This is a genomic window from Arthrobacter sp. FW306-05-C (assembly GCF_021801725.1).
Taxonomy (GTDB): domain Bacteria; phylum Actinomycetota; class Actinomycetes; order Actinomycetales; family Micrococcaceae; genus Arthrobacter.
This window is the reverse complement of record NZ_CP084556.1, coordinates 1,153,967-1,171,126: the sequence shown is the minus strand read 5'-3', so window position 1 is coordinate 1,171,126 and position 17,160 is coordinate 1,153,967. Positions and strand designations below refer to the sequence as shown.

Genomic DNA, 17,160 nt, shown 5'->3' with positions numbered 1-17,160 from the left:
GCGGAGCAGGCAAAGCCGCCCCGTTGTTTCATAGCGAATTTTGAGAGAAAGAGCATCTGGTATGCAGGTCCATAAGTACGACGTCGTCATCGTCGGTGCCGGTGGCGCTGGCATGCGCGCCGCGATCGAATCCGGTCAGCGCGCGCGCACAGCAGTACTGACCAAGCTCTACCCCACCCGCTCGCACACGGGTGCGGCACAGGGTGGCATGTGTGCCGCCCTTGCCAACGTCGAGGAAGACAACTGGGAATGGCACACCTTCGACACCGTCAAGGGCGGCGACTACCTGGTTGACCAGGACGCAGCCGAGGTCATGGCCAAGGAAGCCATTGACGCCGTGCTGGACCTGGAAAAGATGGGCTTGCCCTTCAACCGCACGCCTGAAGGCCGGATCGACCAGCGCCGCTTTGGCGGCCACACCCGGGACCACGGCAAGGCACCGGTCCGCCGCGCATGCTACGCCGCGGACCGCACCGGCCACATGATCCTGCAGACCCTGTACCAAAACTGCGTCAAGCACAACGTTGAGTTCTACAACGAGTACTACGTCCTGGACCTGCTGACGGTTGAAGAGGACGCCGTGCGCGCAGACGGCACCCCCTACAAGCAGAAGCGCGTTGCCGGCGTCGTCTCCTACGACCTGGCATCCGGTGAACTGCACGTCTTCCAGGCCAAGTCCGTGGTGTTCGCCTCCGGCGGCGCCGGCAAGGTCTTCAAGACCACCTCGAATGCACACACCCTCACCGGTGACGGCATGGGCATCGCGTTCCGCCGCGGGATCCCGCTGGAGGACATGGAGTTCTTCCAGTTCCACCCGACAGGCCTCGCGGGCCTGGGCATCCTCCTCTCCGAGGCCGCCCGCGGTGAAGGTGCCATCCTCCGCAACTCCGAGGGTGAGCGCTTCATGGAGCGCTACGCCCCCACCATCAAGGACCTCGCGCCGCGTGACATCGTGGCCCGTTCCATGGCCAACGAGGTGCGCGAAGGCCGCGGCTGCGGCCCGAACAAGGACTACGTCCTCCTGGATCTGACCCACCTGGAGCCGGCGCACATCGATGCCAAGCTTCCGGACATCACTGAGTTCGCCCGCACCTACCTGGGCGTGGAACCGTACACGGAGCCGGTACCGGTGTTCCCCACCGCGCACTACGCCATGGGCGGCATCCCCACGAACATCCAGACCGAGGTCCTGCAGGACAACGACACCGTGGTCCCCGGCCTCTACGCCGCCGGTGAAGTGGCCTGCGTGTCCGTCCACGGTTCCAACCGCCTGGGCACCAACTCGCTGCTGGACATCAACGTGTTCGGCAAGCGCGCCGGCATCGCCGCTGCCGAGTACGCCAAGACCGCGCAGTTCGTGGAACTGCCGGAGAACCCGCTGGCCTACACCACCGACCTGCTGGACATCGCCCGCAACGGCACCGGCGACGAGAAGGTGGCGCAGATCCGCAAGGAACTGCAGGACACGATGGACGCCAACATGCAGGTGTTCCGCACCGCGGACACCCTGAACCAGGTGCTGCGCGACATTGCTTCCTTCGAGGAGCGCTACAAGCGCATCAACGTCCAGGACAAGGGCAAGCGTTTCAACCTGGACCTGCTCGAGGCCGTTGAGCTCGGCTTCCTGCTGGAACTGGCCAAGGTGATGACCGTGGCCGCCCTGCACCGCGAGGAATCCCGCGGCGGACACTTCCGCGAGGACTTCCCCGAGCGTGACGACGAGAAATTCATGAAGCACTCCATGGCGTACAAGGATGACCACGCGCCGGCTGACGGATCGGCGGAATCAATCGCCGGTATCCGCCTCGCCACCAAGCCGGTTGTCTTTACCCGCTACGAGCCGATGGTGAGGAAGTACTAAGATGACCGCTGAAATCGCTGAGCCAGCCTCAAAGGTTGAACTTCCTGCCGGCGTTGGCGGAGGCGGGGAAATCCCCACGTTCGACGTCCACATGCGCGTCCGCCGGTACAACCCGGAGGTTTCCGAGGAAGCCACCTGGGATGACTTCCACCTGACCATGTACGGCACGGACCGTGTCCTGGACGCCCTGCACAAGGTGAAGTGGGAGATGGACGGCACGTTGTCCTTCCGCCGCTCCTGCGCCCACGGCGTGTGCGGCTCCGACGCCATGCGCATCAACGGCCGCAACCGCCTTGCCTGCAAGACGCTGCTGAAGGACCTGGACACGTCCAAGCCCATCACGGTGGAGCCCATCAAGGGCCTGCCGGTGGAGAAGGACCTCATCGTGGACATGGAACCCTTCTTCCAGTCGTACCGCGAAGTCATGCCCTTCCTGATCAACAAGGGCCACGAGCCCACCCGGGAACGCCTGCAGTCCGCTGAGGACCGTGAGCGCTTTGATGACACCACCAAGTGCATCCTGTGTGCCGCGTGCACGTCCTCCTGCCCGGTGTTCTGGACCGATGGCCAGTACTTCGGCCCGGCAGCGATCGTCAACGCGCACCGCTTCATCTTCGACTCCCGAGACGATGCCGGCGACATGCGCCTTGAGATCCTCAACGACAAGGAAGGCGTGTGGCGCTGCCGCACCACCTTCAACTGCTCGGAGGCCTGCCCCCGAGGCATCCAGGTCACCCAGGCCATCGCGGAAGTGAAGCAGGCCATCCTGGCCCGCAGGATCTAACCGCGTTCAACAACCTGGATAACGGCCGACGGCGTCGCTCACCACGTGTGGTGGCGGCGCCGTCGTCGTTCCAGCACCTAAGCACCCGGATGCTCTATCAGCTTTGGTCGCTAAACCTGGGGTTTGGGGACCAAACCTGATAGAGCAAGCTGTCCGCCCACAGAAAGGGTCCCCTTTTGTCCCGCTCCGAAAAAGTCACCTTCGCCGGTTCCACAGGCGAGCTGCTGTCCGGCATCATCGACGTCCCGGAAGGTCCCGTCAAGGGCTGGGGCGTCTTCTCGCACGGGTTCACCCTGGGCAAGGACAGCCCCTCCGCAGCCCGCATGTGCAAGGCGCTGGCGGACAGCGGCATCGGGATGCTGCGCTTCGACAACCTGGGCCTGGGCGGCTCCGCCGGTGAATGGTCCGCAGGTTCCTTCAGCCACAAGGTAGCCGACACGGTGAAGGCGGCAGAGTTCATGCGCAGCGAGGGGAAGGAGATTTCCCTGCTGGTGGGACACTCGTTTGGCGGTGCAGCAGTGCTTGCTGCGGCGCGGGACATTCCGGAACTCGACGCCGTTGCCACAGTGGGTGCGCCCTTCTCCCCCAAGCACGTGGCGCACGTCTTCGATGCTGCATTGGACAGGATCCTCAGCGAGGGCAGCGCCGAGGTGGACCTCGGCGGCAAGCGGGTGGAGATCCGACGGCACTTCGTGGAGGATCTGGAAAATGCGGACCTGACGGACTGCATCAAGCAGCTGCACAAGCCACTGATGGTGCTGCACTCCCCCACCGACAACACTGTGGGGATCGAGAACGCCAGCACCATCTTCCAGACCGCCAGGCACCCGCGGAATTTTGTGTCCCTTGAGGGCAGCGACCACCTGCTGACGGGGAAGGGCCAGGCTGCCCGTGCTGCGCGCATCATCGCAGCGTGGGCCGACCAGTACCTCGACGCCGCATCAGCCTAACGCCCTGCCCGGTGCCCCGCGGGTAACTACTTGCCGATCGCTGCCTTGCTCTCGCTGAGCCACTGCTCGGCGGCCTTCTCCGGCGTGAGCCGCTTGAACAGCACTTCGGTGTTGATCCGGGCGGTGATTTCGGAAACGGCGGTGGAACCGGTGGGGCCGATGTACGTGGGGGCGAAGTCCATCTTGCCGATTTGGTTGATGTACTCCGCTTCCACCTTGCCTTGGGGTGTGAGCAGGTCCTGGATGGCGGCGCGCATCTCGGAGTTGCCGGGGATGCCCCTGTCGCTCTTGATAATCTTGGCCGCGGCCTGGTTATTGACCAGGAAGTTCACAAGCTTTGCGGCGGCGTCCGTGTGCTTGCTGCGGGCCGAGATGGTGTAGAACTGCGAGGACTGGAGCCAGATCCCCGGGGTGGGTTTTTCGCCGGGGAGCTTGAGCAGTTTCAGGTCCGCGCCGGAGGCCTTGCTGAGGGCGGTCAGTGAATTGCTCCACGTGAGCATCATCCCCGCCTTGCCCATGCCCATCAGGGTCTGCTCCGTGCTGACGTTGAGCTTCTCCACCGTTTCCGACGCACTTGGAGCGGCTCCGGATTCGCTGAGCTTCAGCGAATAATCGAAGTAGTCCTGCACCGTCTGCTTGTCCAGCCCCAACTGGCCGTCCTGGGTGTAGAGGGATTTGCCGCGCTGGCGGGCGAAGGCATCCAAAGAGTCATGGGTGAGGACCGTGGCCGTCCCGTACGTCCCTTTGGGGCTCTTGGCCGTGATGTCGCCGGCGATCCTGGCGAAGTCATCCCAGCTCCAGCTGCTGTCATCCGGCAAAGGCACACCTGCCGCCGAGAAGACAGCGGGATTGACCACGATGGCCAGGGCGTTGGCACCTGTGGAGACACCGTACTGCTTGCCTTTGACCTGTCCGTTTTCCAGCGCACCCTGATCGATCCTGGACAGGTCCAGGGAGCCCTGCACCTTGGACAGGTCCAGCAGCGCCCCGCGGTTGGCGTACTCGGCGGGGTAGGCGCCGCCCATGGTGATGACGTCCGGAGCGTCATTGGCGGCCACCTGGGTTGCCAGCTTGTCGAAGTAGCCGCCGATGTCGCCGTATTCCGGCTTGACCTTGATGTTGGGGTTGGCGGCTTCAAACTCCGCAATCGCCTTGTTGGTCAGCTCGGCGCGGCCGGCATTGCCCCACCAGGAGAACCGGATTTCCACCGGCCCCTCCTCAGCCTTGTTGGAGGATGGACTGGAACAGCCGGTAGTCGCGGCCAGAAGGGCTGCGGCCGACAGGACGGCAAGGGATTGGCGGATTCTCCGGGCAGCGTGACGCGTCATTGGGCAGGCTTCTTCCGTAAGTGCGGGTGACGAGAAAGCGGTTTCGTGAAACGTATCAATTGGTGTGGCGGCCGTCAATAGGCCGACGATTACCCACTCAGGCCTTCCCGCACGCCGATAGTTTCGAACGCAGTGCCTTGCGCCAAGCGCCTTGACAGCATCCTCGAACCAGCAAAAGATAGAACTGCCGGAAACCGCTTTCTTCATCCTCCGCCGCTCTTCAGTCGCAGAGGCCAGCTATCCGTGCGTCCGGAAAATTCGCGGCGCCGGCAACAGATTCCCGTCAGGAGGGCGTCCACCATGCACAGCCGCAGCAGCACCGCAGGGCAGCAGGCCATGACCCAGGCACAACGGCCATCCGGCGCTATCGACCGGAAGGCGCTGGTGCAGCGCCATAACGTCCGGCAGTGCAGGCTTGATCCCCGAAGCCCCGTATCCGTAGGCAACGGCGAGTTCGCTTTCACCATTGACCTCACCGGGCTGCAGACCCTGCCGGCAGAGTTTCCGGTGGGGCCGCGCGAGGAAAAACTCCCGCCCGGAACCCTGCTGGGGACGCAGTCGAATTGGGGCTGGCACTCCACGCCCGGCGGCGACCGGTACACCCTGGCAGGGTCCACCGTCCTCTATGAATCACCACGGGGACCCGTCCCTTACGTGGACATGATGGGAGACATTGTCAATGACCGCGAGACGGGCACCTCCGCTGCGGAAACCTGGCTGCGGGCCAATCCGCACCGCCTTGACCTGGGACGCGTCGGTTTTCAGCTGCTGCAGCACGGGGCCAGCCGACTCATCAATTCCGCGGAACTCTCCGACAGCGGCCAGACACTGGATCTGTGGACTGGTGTTGTCGCCAGCTCCTTCACCATTGCCGGCCATCCAGTGCAGGTCACCACGGCCTGCCACCCCCACCGCGATGAGCTCGGGATCCGTGTGGAGTCCCGGGCGCTCCGGGAGGGCCTGGTGATTGCCATCGACTTCCCGTACGGGTCAGAGGCCTGGCACGATGCCGCCGATTGGGGCCAGTCCGCCGCCCATGCCACCAGTCTTCACGGACCCCACCCCGCCGAGCTCCACCCGGGGGCGCCCAGCTGGACTGTGGACCGCGCGCTGGACAACTCGCGGTACCAGGTGGTGGTCAGCGGTCACGGCCTTGTTGTGGAGCAGGCTGGAGCGCACTCGGTACGCATCTGCCTGGACACGCATTCCGGGCCGGACGTCCTGGACCTGTCCGTTGCCTTCGTGTCCGGGGGCGATGGTGACTGCATCCCCAGGGGCGGCGCCGGCCTTTCCCAGGTGGCAGGCAAGGCGTGCGCAGGCTGCGAGCCTCGTTCCGCCGTCGGGCCTTCCCCTGACGCCCCTCAGCCTCCTGGCGGAAGCCAGCCCGGCAGCAACGTTGCGGCTGCCTCAATGGAGCACTGGCCCAGGTTCTGGCGCTCCGGAGGTGCCATCGAACTGGCCGCCACTCCGGACGCGAGGGCGAAGGAGCTGGAACGACGCATCGTCCTCTCCCAGTACCTGACCGCCGTCAACTGCTCCGGGTCGCTGCCGCCGCAGGAAACGGGCCTGGTGTGCAACTCGTGGCGGGGACGTTTCCACCTGGAGATGCACTGGTGGCACGCCGCCCATTTTGCGCACTGGAACCGCGCGGAACTGCTCCTCCCCTCCCTGCGCTGGTATACAACGGTACTGGAGTCGTCCCGGCAGACGGCACGGGCGCAGGGGTTCGACGGCGCCCGCTGGCCAAAGCAGGTAGGTCCGGATGGAAGGGAGAGCCCCAGCCCGATCGGGACGTTCCTGATTTGGCAGCAACCACATCCCATCCACCTGGCGGAACTGGCGTATCGGGCCAACCCCGGCCGCGAGGTGCTGGAGGAGTTCGCGGACATCGTGTTCGAGTCCGCGGAGTTCATGGCCAGCTTCGCCCACCCCACGCCGCGCGGTTTCGAACTTGGTCCGCCGCTCATCCCCGCGCAGGAGAGCTATGGGTCCATGCGGGCCAAGGTCATGAATCCCACCTTCGAACTTGCCTACTGGCAGTGGGGCCTCCGGACCGCCGCCGCGTGGCGGGAACGGCTGGGCCTGGAACCTGTTCATGCCTGGCAGGCGGTGGCCGACGGGTTGGTGCGCCCGCGAGTGGTCAACGGTGTCTACGCAGCCATGGACGTGGAACCATTCACCATCAGGACGGACCATCCCTCCATGCTCTGCGCCCTCGGCGTCCTGCCGCTGACGGGACTGATTGATGAAGCAACCATGCGGGCAACGCTGGATGACGTCCTGGCCGACTGGGACTGGGGCAGCACGTGGGGCTGGGACTACCCGGTGATGGCCATGACGGCCGCGCGGCTGGGTGACCCGGAGGCCGCCGTGGACGCGCTCCTGCAGGACGCCGGCAAGAACACGGTCCTGCCGAACGGGCACAACCGCCAAACGGACTCCCTGCCCTTGTACCTTCCGGGCAACGGCGGTCTGCTTGCCGCGGCCGCGCTGATGGCCGCTGGCTGGGACCACGGCCCGGAGGGGCATGCGCCCGGTTTTCCACAGGGCTGGACAGTGGCCTGGGAGGGGCTGGTGCCGGCTCCCTGACTGTGAAAGGTGGCGTGGCGTGCATCCTGCCGGGCAGTATCAGGTCTGGGGTGTGGCGCGCTTTGCCCCGAGGATGGTCTTGCGGGGAGTGCCGCCGGACTCCAGGTCCGCCTCGCGTACGGCGGCCCACCCCGCCGAGACGAGGTAGACCTGGCTGACCAGGTTAAACCAGATCAAAAGCCCGATGATGACGGCAAACGAGGCCAGGAGGGGGTTGCGGCCGGCACCGCCCAGCAGCTCGGTGCTGAAGATCTGCAGGATGGTGGTGCCCAGGGCCGCGAGGATGGTGCTTTCAAGCAAAGCCCGCCGGGACAGCTTCAGGCCTGCGGCCAGCCGGAACATGATCAGCGCCGTGACCCAGTTGAGGACCAGCGGCACAGTGATCTTCACGGACGTGGTGAGGGGCCCGGCCAAGGCGTCAGTGAGGTGCAGGAAGTTGGAAACCCACCCGGCTGCCGTGCCGAAGACCAGCGAAGCGGCCGCGCTGATCACCAGGGACAGGCCCAGCAGCAGCAGGATTCCGGCGTCGCGCAGCTTCAGCAGGATGGGATTGACCATCAGCGGTGGCAGCTGCAGTACGCCCCGGAGGCCGTCGCGCATACCGTTGATCCAGCCGAGTGAGGTGACCACGGTGACCACGGCACCGATTACTGCAGTCCAGCCAAGGCCGCTGGGATCCAGCAGGTCCTTGGGGTCCACAAGGCCCTGGCCGCCGTTGATTTTGAGGAGGCCGGGGGCGCTGGCGGCCACGCTGCTGACGATGGTGTCGAGCAGGGCCGGTTGGCCGCTTAGCACCAGGCCGGCAATGGAAAAGCCGGTGGCCAGCAGGCCGGTGATGGAGAAAAACATGTTGAAGCCGATGCCGGCGCTCATCAACGGCCCGTAGTGGAGGGTGTAATGGCGAAAGGCCCTCATGGGCCGCAGGACGTTCAGGCGGGCGGTGAACCACTGCCCCAGGACCATCAGCGCTGCGAACTTCCCTCCGGACTTGCGGGCCCGGTTCCACTCCATCCGCTTTTCGATGACCGCCAGCTTCAACCGGTCAAGCTCGGTAGGCAGCGGCTGCTGGTTATCCTGCTTCGGTGGGGGCGTCCGCGGCAGCATCCGGAAGGCCGGTGCTGCCGTGGTTGTCAGTTTCGGTCCCAAAGTCCAGCTCTTCCCGTAGCTGCCAGATGCCGTCGGCATCATGCTCATAGAGTCCCATGCTAACCACGGGGAAGGTGGCCCTGTAGTTCTTTAGCACCGTTTCGGCCTCATCCAGGCTTTCCGGGGCGACGTCGTGGGCGATCGTGACGTGGGGATGGTAGGCAAAAGGCAGTTCGCGATGGAGCGGGCCCTGCTGAAGCTTGCGGTGCAGGTCCACGCAGTCATCGAACCCGTCCTCAACGTTGATGAAGACGACGGGCGAAACGGGCCGGAAGGTCCCCGTCCCGGCGATGGTGACCTTGAACGGACTCTGGCGCCGGGCAACCTCACGGACATGCCGGCGCGTGGCTTCCCAGTCCCGCGTGGGGGTGGTGGTGACCAGGGTGATGTGCGCCGGCACCACATCGGCCATGGGGTCACCGAAGGACGCGCGCCAGCGCTGCAGTTCCCCTGCTATCTCAGCCGGGAACCCCAGGATGACGCCCACGCTGATTTCTTCACTCCGTGCTTCATGCTCCGCAGCCGCATTCCTGCTGGATTGGTCTCCGAACCGGTCGGCCAGGGACTGCTCCACCTGTCCGGCGGCGCAGGCACCTCCCCTGGCGGTGACGTTTCTCGAAGACATGGTGCTAGCGGACTCCTGCGAGGCTGAGGGACGGCAGGAAGCCCATGCGCTGATACACCTGGCCCAGCGTGACCGAGGCGATCTCCCTGGCCCGTTCCGCACCAAGGGCCAGCAGCCGGTCGAGTTCCGCGGGGTCGGCCATCAGCTCGTTGGTCCGGTTGCGGAGCGGGGTGATGAAGTTTACCACCACCTCGGCGAGGTCCACTTTGAGGTGGCCGTACATCTTCCCCTGGTACTCGGCTTCGAGGTCCGCCACGGACTTGCCCGTCAGGGACGAGTAGATGGTCAGCAGGTTGGACACCCCGGGCTTCTCCTCAGGATCGAAGCGGATGTCCGTTCCGGCGTCGGTCACGGCCGACTTGATGCGCTTGGCCGCGATCTTGGGATCCTCCAACAGCTGGATGGCACCGTTGGGGGACTCCCCCGTCTTGGACATCTTGGCGCTGGGATTCTGGAGGTCGTAGATCTTGGCGCTTTCCTTGACGATCGTGGCCTCGGGGACGGTGAACGTGTGCCCGAACCGGGTGTTGAACCGCTGCGCCAGGTTCCGGGTCAGTTCAAGGTGCTGGCGCTGGTCCTCGCCCACGGGCACCAGGTCGCTCTGGTACAACAGGATGTCCGCGGCCATAAGTGTGGGGTAGGCGAACAGGCCCAGGGTTGCCGAATCTGCACCGGACTTCTGGGTTTTGTCCTTGAACTGCGTCATCCGGGAGGCCTCGCCGAAACCGGTGATGCAGTTCAGCGCCCAGGCAAGCTGTGCGTGCTCGGGAACGTGGGACTGGACGAAGAAAATGCTCTTGTCCGGGTCAATTCCGGCGGCGATGTACTGGGCCGCGACGATGCGGGTGCGCTTTGCCAGTTCGGCGGGGTCGAAGTCGACCGTGATGGCATGCAGGTCAGGGATGAAGAAGACGGCGTCGTAGTCCGCCTGCATGTCCACCCAGTTGCGCACAGCGCCGATGTAGTTGCCCAGGTGAAGGGAATCAGCCGTGGGCTTGGCGCCGGAAAGAATGCGCTTTTTGTCAGTGGAGGAAGTCTGGGTGGTCATGGAAAAACTTTCGGGCTTAGAGCTGGTAGTCCACTACCAGCGGGGCGTGGTCGGAGAAGCGGGTGTCCCAGGTGGCTGCACGGTCCACAACAGCCGAAATGGCGGACGCGGCAAGTTCCGGGGTGGCAATGTGGTAGTCGATGCGCCAGCCGGTGTCATTGTCGAACGCCTTGCCGCGCCAGGACCACCAGGTGTACGGCCCGTCGACGTCGCCGGCCAGGTTCCGGTGGACGTCATGCCAGCCGACCTCCTCGCCGAAGAAGCGGTCGAAGTACGCGCGTTCCTCCGGCAGGTGCCCGGCCTTCTTGAGGTTGCCCTTGGAGTTCCGGATGTCCCGGGGCGTGTGGGCGACGTTCAGGTCTCCCACCACCAGCGCATGGTCGCTGTGCTTGGTCAGCTCCGGAAGCCGGGTGTGCATGGCGTCAAGGAAGCGGTACTTGTCATCCTGCTTGGGAGTTCCCACTTCACCTGAATGCACGTAGGCGCTGGCGACGGTGAGCTGGACGGGGTTTCCTGCAGCGTCAGGGACGCGGAAATCCGCTTCCACCCAGCGTCCGGCGGTGGCGAAGTAGTCGTCGCCGATGCCGTTCCTGGTTTCCAGCGGTTCCAGCCGGGATGCGATGGCGACGCCGGCACGGCCTTTCGCCTCAGCCTCGGCGTGCAGGATATGCCAGCCATCCCCCAGCAGCTCCCGGACGATGGCGTCAGGGGCGCGCACTTCCTGCAGGCAAAGGATGTCCACTTCGCGCGGCTCCAGCCATGCCGCCATACCGTTTTTGTAGGCAGCCCGGAGGCCGTTGACGTTCACGGATGCGATGCGAAGGTGGTCCTTGTTCAATGCCGAGCTCACCCGCTCCACTCTAGTCGATGATGGTTCCGGTCACCGGCTCCCCGTTGCCCCCGGAGGACTTGATCATGTCCCGGGCATTGGCGGCTGTGATCTGGATGGTCTCGAGGGCGCGGTTGATGGTGTCGTGGTTCGCGGCGTCGCCCTTGGCACGCTCCTCCTCCACCACGCGGATTTGTACCTGGACGATCTTGAACGAATGGTCCAGCTTCAGGTCGCGCACCTCGTCAGCCTCGGTGCGTTCGTAGATCACCTGCGTCCCCCCGTGGTCGGCCGATACGCGGGCCGGACCACGTCCGGCTGCCGTCTGGAACGCGCTCTGGGCCTCTGACAGCTTCGCCCCGGCCTTCTTGGCGGCCCGCTGGATGCTGAAAACCACGAACGCAGCCAGCGCAAGCCAGAAGCCGGCGATGATGGCCACAACCCAGCCCACGACGTCGTTCTGGTTCGCTGCGAAGATAACCGCCACAACGAAAGCCGTCACCAGGACCATCAGCCCCGGTCCGCTGATCCGGAACATCGAAAAACCGCCCCGGGCGGGTTTGGAGGATGACGAGGAGCTGCCCAAAGTTCGCATGCAGCCATTGTCTCAAACGGAAGACTGTGCTTCCGCCGCCTTCCACCCCCGGCGAACAAACCCCCGCTCCCCCAACTGACTCGCAGTAGTTGTCGTTCTGACGGCTCAAAACGACAAGTAATGCGACCTAGTTGGACGCGGGCATCACTTCAGAAACAGGCTCCGCAGGCGCAGGGTGGTCAGCAGCATGCCGACGGCGGTCATCACCAGGTAGTAGCCCACGTGCAGGAGTGTGGCGGACGTGAAGCTTCCCACGCTGATCTGCCGCAGCAGCTCCACCCCGTGCCACAGCGGCATGGTCTGGATGAACCACTGGATGGGCTGCGGATACACGCTCAAGGGGTAGAAGGTGGCACTGAACAGGAACATGGGCAGCAGGATGAAGTTGATCCAGTCCATCTGCTGGAAGGTCTTGAGGAAACTGGTGATGCCCATGCCGAGGCTGGCGAACCCGAAGGCAATCAGCACGGACGCTGGAATCATGAGCAGCGCCCAAGGCGAAGTGATCAGCCCCATGACCCCCATGACCGCCGTGAATCCGGTGGCGTAGAGCATGCCCCGCAGCAAGGCCAGGAAGATCTCTCCCAGCGCGACATCCAGCGGGCCCAGCGACGTGTAGAGCATGCCCTGGTAGAGCTTGGCGAAGTTCATCTTGAAGAAGACGTTCCACGTGGAGTCATACACCGCACCGTTCATGGCCGAGACAGCCAGCAGGGCAGGGGCAATGTAGGCGGCGTAGCTGATGTGTGTACCGTCAGGCCCCTGGACCTCGCCCACGATGGCCCCGAGGCCCACGCCCATGGAGATGAGGAACAGGACCGGCTCGAAGAATCCGGACACCATCACCAGCCAGTTGGTGCTCCGCGTGGCCATAAGCCCGCGGGCAATTACTGCCCTGGCGTTGCGGGAGTACAGCGGCCCGAACGTCCGGCTGCGCGCCTGCGCGGGGGCGCTCACTGGCCCAGCCTCAGGGCGAAGCGGCGCCGCGTCAGCACCCATCCCAGGACAGCCAGCCCCGCCAGCACGGCGGCGTGGACAACCGTGAGGAGCAGCGGTTCACGGTAACCGAAACTGAACACCCGGCCCAGTTCCGTGCCGTGCCAGATGGGTGAGATCCACCCGATCCAGCGGACGGCCAGTGGCAGGTTCTCCAGCGGGAAGAACGTGCCGGAGAACAGGAACAGCGGCATCACAATGAACCTCATCACCAGCGCGAACTGGCCCTTGTCCTCAGTGATGGAGGCCGAGTAGGCCATCAGCGGCAACCCAAAGGCGAGCCCCGTCAGGGTGGCCACCAGGATGCCCACCCAGCCCCAACCCGACGGCGAAGCGCCGAACAGTGCCACGGCGGCAAAGTAGATGGCTGACTGCAGCAGCAGGCGCAGCGTCACGGCAATGATCTGGCCGGCGGCAATCTGCTGCGGTGTCAGCGGCGAGGCATGGGGGCCAAAGTAGATCCGCCGCCACTTGAACCCGTCCATGATGGGAAACGTGAACTCGTTGGCAGCAGTCATCACGGCGGCGGACACCAGCAGCGCCGGGGCGATGAAGGCCAGGTAGGAGACGCCGCCGAAGGCCTCGTTGCCGGTATCCACCAGGGTGGCCAGGCCCACACCCATGGCGAACAGGTACGCCACTGGCTGGCCGACGCTGTACATCACGATGGACCAGGTGTACCCCTTCATGACGCGGAGCACCTGCTCCGCATAGTAGAAGGCACCCCAACGCCGCGCCTTGGCCGCCGAGACCTCCGGCGCGTGCGCCCGCAGCGCGGGGCGCGGGCCAACCCCCGACACTGATTCAGCCAACCCGCCTGATTCAGTCAATCCCCCGGATTCAGTCAACGAGGCTCCGCCCGGTGAGCCGGAGGAACACGTCCTCCAGCGAGGACCTGCGGACCAGCGACGTCAGCGGCCTCAGGCCGCGGGCCGATACCTGCTCAAGCGCGGACTCGCCGTCGTGCGCGTACATCAGCACCCGGTCAGGCAGCACCTCAAGCCTTTCCCCGATGCCCTCCAGCTGCGACCCGATGGTGGCGTTGCGTTCCGAACCGAACCGCAGCTCCACCACTTCCCGGGTGGAGTGCTCACGGATCAGCTCCGCGGGCGAGCCCTCAGCCATGATCCGGCCCTTGTCCACCACGATCAGCCGGTCGCAGAGCTGCTCAGCCTCGTCCATATAGTGCGTGGTGAGGATCAGGGTGACGCCCTGCTCCTTCAGCCGGAACAGCCGGTCCCAGAGGATGTGGCGGGCCTGCGGGTCGAGTCCCGTGGTGGGCTCGTCCAGCAGCAGGATCCGCGGTTCGTTGATCAGGGACCGCGCGATGGTGAGGCGGCGCTTCATGCCGCCGGAGAGGGCGTCCACCCGGGATTTGGCCTTGTCCGTCAGCTGGGCGAATTCCAACAGTTCATCGGCCTTGGGCTTGAGGTAGCTCATGGGCAGGCCGAAATACCGACCGTAGACCAGGAGGTTGTCGCGTACGCGCAGTTCCTCGTCCAGGTTGTCCTGCTGCGGCACCACGCCCAGGTGCGCGCGCACCTCAGGGCCGTGGGTGTCCGGGTCCAGCCCCATAATGCTGAGCTGCCCCGCGGAGCGGCGGGTGACACCGCCGATCATCTTCATGGTGGTGGACTTGCCCGCGCCGTTGGGCCCGAGCAGCCCGAAGGACTCCCCCGCGGGCACGGCAAAGGAGATGCCGTCGACGGCGGCAACATCACCGTAGGTCTTGGTCAGGTTTTCGGCGGAGATGACGGTGCCGGACGGCGGGCCCGTGGTCAGAGTGCCGGCAGGCGTCAGGGCGTGGTTGTGCACCTGTGCAGACTAGTGGAGGCGGGGCGCATGTGGAAGGACGCTTGCAGTTTCGTTATTAAACGTCCGACGGCGGCACGGCGCCTTTCCTGGGAAAAGTGCCGTGCCGCCGTCGTACTTCTTCCTGCCGGAACTAGTCTGCAGTGCCTACTGGCCGATGCCCACCGCGCGTTCCGCGGCCTCCACCACGTTGGTCATCAGCAGAGCCACCGTCATGGGGCCCACGCCGCCAGGATTCGGTGAAATCCAGCCGGCCACCTCGGCGGCGGCGGGATCGATGTCGCCGTAGACGCGGCTCTTGCCCGTCTCCGGGTCGGTCTCGCGGGTGACGCCCACGTCCAGCAAAGCCGCACCACGCTTCACGTCCGCTGCCTTGACGATGTGCTTCACGCCGGCCGCACCCACGATTACGTCCGCCTGCTTCAGCAGTTCGGAGATGTTGGTGGTGCCGGTGTGGGTCAGGGTCACGGTGGCGTTGACGTCCCGCCGCGTGAGCAGCAGGCCGATGGAGCGGCCGATGGTGACGCCGCGGCCCACCACCACAACGTGCTTGCCGGCCAGGCTGTAGCCGTTGCGCTCCAGGAGCTCGATGACACCGCGGGGGGTGCACGGCAGCGGCGTGGTGATCTTGTTGTTGACGTTCAGCACCAGCCGGCCGAGGTTGGTGGGGTGCAGCCCGTCGGCGTCCTTGGCGGGGTCGATCCGTTCCAGGATGGCATCCGTGTCCAGGTGCTTGGGCAGCGGCAGCTGCACAATGTACCCGTGGCAGGCGGGGTCCGCATTGAGTTCGTCAATGAGGGCCTCCACCTGTTCCTGGGTGGCGTCGGCCGGAAGCTCGCGCTGGATGGAGTTCATCCCAATCTGCACGGACTGCTTGTGCTTCATGGAGACGTACAGCTGCGAGGCCGGGTCCGCGCCCACCAGCACAGTTGCGATGCCGGGAGTGACGCCCTTGGCCTTGAGTGCGGCCACGCGTTCGGTCAGCTCGGCCTTGATGGCAGCGGCGGTGGCCTTGCCGTCGAGGATCTGCGCGGTTGTGGTTTCAGTCATTGGTTACCACTGCTCGTGCTGCGGGTAGAGCGGGAAGTCGGCTGCCAGCTTGTCAACGCGTGCCTGCAGGGCCTCGACGTCGGCGCTGTTGCCTGCCTTGAGGGCGGTGGCGATGATCTCGGCGACCTCGGTGAACTCCGTGGCGCCGAAGCCGCGGGTGGCCAGGGCGGGGGTGCCGATGCGCAGGCCGGAGGTGACCATCGGCGGGCGGGGGTCGAACGGCACGGCGTTGCGGTTCACGGTGATGCCCACCGAGTGCAGGAGGTCCTCGGCCTGCTGGCCGTCCAGCTGGGAGTTGCGCAGGTCAACGAGCACCAGGTGGACGTCGGTGCCGCCGGTGAGAACGGAGACTCCGGCCTGGGCCACGTCGGCCTGGTTCAGGCGGTCGGCGATGATCTTGGCACCTTCCAGGACGCGCTCCTGGCGCTCCTTGAATTCCTGGGTGCCGGCGATCTTGAAGGCCACGGCCTTGGCGGCGATGACGTGCATCAGCGGGCCGCCCTGCTGGCCGGGGAAGACGTTGGAGTTCAGCTTCTTGCCCCACTGTTCCTTGGCCAGGATCACACCGGAGCGGGGACCGGCCAGGGTCTTGTGCACGGTGGAGGTGACGACGTCGGAGTGCGGCACCGGGCTGGGGTGCAGGCCTGCAGCCACGAGGCCGGCGAAGTGTGCCATGTCGGTCCAGAGCAGTGCGCCCACTTCATCGGCGATGGAGCGGAAGGCGGCGAAGTCCAGGTGGCGCGGGTAGGCGGACCAGCCGGCGATGATCACCTGGGGCTTTTCCTTGATGGCCTGCTCGCGGAGCTTGTCCATGTCCACCCGGAAGGTGTCTTCCTCCACCTGGTAGGCGGCAACTTCGTAAAGCTTGCCGGAGAAGTTCAGCTTCATGCCGTGGGTCAGGTGGCCGCCGTGGGCCAGGGACAGGCCCAGGATCTTGTCGCCGGGGGTGATCATGGCGGAGAGGGCCGCGGCGTTGGCCTGTGCACCGGAGTGCGGCTGGACGTTGGCGAACTCGGCGCCAAACAGTGCCTTGACCCGGTCGATGGCCAACTGCTCTGCAACGTCAACATATTCGCAGCCGCCGTAGTAGCGGCGGCCCGGGTAGCCCTCGGCGTACTTGTTGGTGAGGACGGAGCCCTGGGCCTCCATCACGGCGCGGGGCGCGAAGTTCTCGGAGGCAATCATTTCCAGGGTGCCGCGCTGGCGGCCCAGCTCCTGCTCAAGGACTTTGGCGATTTCGGGGTCGAGCTCAGCCAGCGGCTGGTTGCTGACGGCTGTGGTTGAGGTGGCTGTAGTAGTCACGAAGAACTCCTGGCTAGGGATACGGGCACTGCTTAGGTCAGGCTACCGGCTGGCGCGCTTCCGCACCGTGTTGATGACAGGGCGTGAAAGCTCGGCATGGCGCTGCTGCGCTGACGCGGGCGCAACCCCACTTTCCGGCAAAACATGACCCTCGGCCCAGGCGTACGATCCGTGGTCTTCGTGATTGCCGCTCCCTGGTGGTTAGCCACCCAACGCCAGTTGCGACCGTCCCAGCCTACCAAAAC

General features: G+C 65.3%; 15 protein-coding genes and 1 riboswitch. Of the genes, 4 read left to right on the top strand and 11 right to left on the bottom strand.

The window, feature by feature from the left end; genetic code table 11:
- The first annotated feature begins 61 nt into the window (after positions 1-61).
- The 3 genes from sdhA to LFT44_RS05475 all read left to right on the top strand — a co-directional run bounded on the left by sdhA (position 62) and on the right by LFT44_RS05475 (position 3,595).
- Positions 62-1,861, top strand: coding sequence for a succinate dehydrogenase flavoprotein subunit (gene sdhA, locus LFT44_RS05485; RefSeq protein ID WP_236801530.1), 1,800 nt, complete (start codon positions 62-64; stop codon positions 1,859-1,861).
- Between the two features lies 1 nt (position 1,862).
- Positions 1,863-2,645 (top strand): succinate dehydrogenase iron-sulfur subunit, encoded by a 783-nt coding sequence (locus LFT44_RS05480; protein WP_142130712.1) that lies wholly within the window; start codon positions 1,863-1,865, stop codon positions 2,643-2,645.
- 176 nt (positions 2,646-2,821) lie between these two features.
- A complete protein-coding gene (locus LFT44_RS05475; protein ID WP_236801529.1) occupies positions 2,822-3,595 on the top strand; it encodes an alpha/beta hydrolase in 774 nt (257 codons plus the stop codon).
- A 26-nt stretch (positions 3,596-3,621) separates the two neighbouring features.
- On the opposite strand, the gene LFT44_RS05470 is transcribed toward LFT44_RS05475, so the two are convergent.
- Complete coding sequence (locus LFT44_RS05470; protein ID WP_236801528.1) at positions 3,622-4,923, bottom strand: ABC transporter substrate-binding protein; 1,302 nt, start codon at positions 4,921-4,923, stop codon at positions 3,622-3,624.
- 300 nt (positions 4,924-5,223) lie between these two features.
- On the opposite strand from LFT44_RS05470, the gene LFT44_RS05465 reads away from it, so the two are divergent.
- Positions 5,224-7,512 carry a hypothetical protein gene (locus tag LFT44_RS05465; RefSeq protein WP_236801527.1) on the top strand — a complete coding sequence of 763 codons (2,289 nt, stop codon included), beginning with the start codon at positions 5,224-5,226 and terminating at the stop codon, positions 7,510-7,512.
- A gap of 39 nt (positions 7,513-7,551) precedes the next feature.
- On the opposite strand, the gene LFT44_RS05460 is transcribed toward LFT44_RS05465, so the two are convergent.
- The 10 genes from LFT44_RS05460 to glyA all read right to left on the bottom strand — a co-directional run bounded on the left by LFT44_RS05460 (position 7,552) and on the right by glyA (position 16,915).
- The gene (locus LFT44_RS05460) at positions 7,552-8,523 is read right to left on the bottom strand and encodes a YihY/virulence factor BrkB family protein (RefSeq protein WP_236802800.1); all 972 of its coding nucleotides are present in this window, start codon (positions 8,521-8,523) and stop codon (positions 7,552-7,554) included.
- A 58-nt stretch (positions 8,524-8,581) separates the two neighbouring features.
- Complete coding sequence (locus tag LFT44_RS05455; RefSeq protein ID WP_236801526.1) at positions 8,582-9,283, bottom strand: 2'-5' RNA ligase family protein; 702 nt, start codon at positions 9,281-9,283, stop codon at positions 8,582-8,584.
- 4 nt (positions 9,284-9,287) lie between these two features.
- Complete coding sequence (gene trpS, locus LFT44_RS05450; RefSeq protein WP_236801524.1) at positions 9,288-10,331, bottom strand: tryptophan--tRNA ligase; 1,044 nt, start codon at positions 10,329-10,331, stop codon at positions 9,288-9,290.
- Positions 10,332-10,347: 16 nt separating this feature from the next.
- The gene (locus tag LFT44_RS05445; RefSeq protein ID WP_236801523.1) at positions 10,348-11,181 is read right to left on the bottom strand and encodes an exodeoxyribonuclease III; all 834 of its coding nucleotides are present in this window, start codon (positions 11,179-11,181) and stop codon (positions 10,348-10,350) included.
- Between the two features lie 10 nt (positions 11,182-11,191).
- Positions 11,192-11,755: a hypothetical protein gene (locus LFT44_RS05440; protein ID WP_236801521.1), complete on the bottom strand. Its 564-nt coding sequence runs from the start codon at positions 11,753-11,755 to the stop codon at positions 11,192-11,194.
- Positions 11,756-11,899: 144 nt separating this feature from the next.
- Entirely contained in the window at positions 11,900-12,754 is an 855-nt protein-coding gene (locus LFT44_RS05435) for an ABC transporter permease (protein WP_442863768.1), read from the bottom strand.
- Positions 12,709-13,563 carry an ABC transporter permease gene (locus tag LFT44_RS05430; protein WP_236801519.1) on the bottom strand — a complete coding sequence of 285 codons (855 nt, stop codon included), beginning with the start codon at positions 13,561-13,563 and terminating at the stop codon, positions 12,709-12,711. Before LFT44_RS05430 ends, LFT44_RS05435 begins: the two co-directional genes overlap by 46 nt.
- A 28-nt stretch (positions 13,564-13,591) precedes the next feature.
- Positions 13,592-14,566, bottom strand: coding sequence for an ABC transporter ATP-binding protein (locus LFT44_RS05425; RefSeq protein ID WP_236801518.1), 975 nt, complete (start codon positions 14,564-14,566; stop codon positions 13,592-13,594).
- Positions 14,567-14,710: 144 nt separating this feature from the next.
- Entirely contained in the window at positions 14,711-15,613 is a 903-nt protein-coding gene (locus tag LFT44_RS05420) for a bifunctional methylenetetrahydrofolate dehydrogenase/methenyltetrahydrofolate cyclohydrolase (protein ID WP_236801517.1), read from the bottom strand.
- 3 nt (positions 15,614-15,616) lie between these two features.
- Positions 15,617-16,915 (bottom strand): serine hydroxymethyltransferase, encoded by a 1,299-nt coding sequence (gene glyA / locus LFT44_RS05415; protein ID WP_236801516.1) that lies wholly within the window; start codon positions 16,913-16,915, stop codon positions 15,617-15,619.
- 147 nt (positions 16,916-17,062) lie between these two features.
- A riboswitch (ZMP/ZTP riboswitch) is annotated at positions 17,063-17,148 on the bottom strand.
- Between the last annotated feature and the right edge of the window lie 12 nt (positions 17,149-17,160).

Bases quoted from the DNA above. Each gene is read 5' to 3' on its own strand.
- LFT44_RS05480 (WP_142130712.1), top strand. From the start codon at position 1,863: ATGACCGCTGAAATCGCTGAGCCAGCCTCAAAGGTTGAACTTCCTGCC.
- LFT44_RS05440 (WP_236801521.1), bottom strand. From the start codon at position 11,755: ATGCGAACTTTGGGCAGCTCCTCGTCATCCTCCAAACCCGCCCGGGGC.
- trpS (WP_236801524.1), bottom strand. From the start codon at position 10,331: ATGACCACCCAGACTTCCTCCACTGACAAAAAGCGCATTCTTTCCGGC.
- LFT44_RS05460 (WP_236802800.1), bottom strand. From the start codon at position 8,523: ATGGAGTGGAACCGGGCCCGCAAGTCCGGAGGGAAGTTCGCAGCGCTG.
- LFT44_RS05455 (WP_236801526.1), bottom strand. From the start codon at position 9,283: ATGTCTTCGAGAAACGTCACCGCCAGGGGAGGTGCCTGCGCCGCCGGA.
- LFT44_RS05470 (WP_236801528.1), bottom strand. From the start codon at position 4,923: ATGACGCGTCACGCTGCCCGGAGAATCCGCCAATCCCTTGCCGTCCTG.
- LFT44_RS05435 (WP_442863768.1), bottom strand. From the start codon at position 12,754: ATGGGTGCTGACGCGGCGCCGCTTCGCCCTGAGGCTGGGCCAGTGAGC.
- LFT44_RS05420 (WP_236801517.1), bottom strand. From the start codon at position 15,613: ATGACTGAAACCACAACCGCGCAGATCCTCGACGGCAAGGCCACCGCC.
- LFT44_RS05465 (WP_236801527.1), top strand. From the start codon at position 5,224: ATGCACAGCCGCAGCAGCACCGCAGGGCAGCAGGCCATGACCCAGGCA.
- sdhA (WP_236801530.1), top strand. From the start codon at position 62: ATGCAGGTCCATAAGTACGACGTCGTCATCGTCGGTGCCGGTGGCGCT.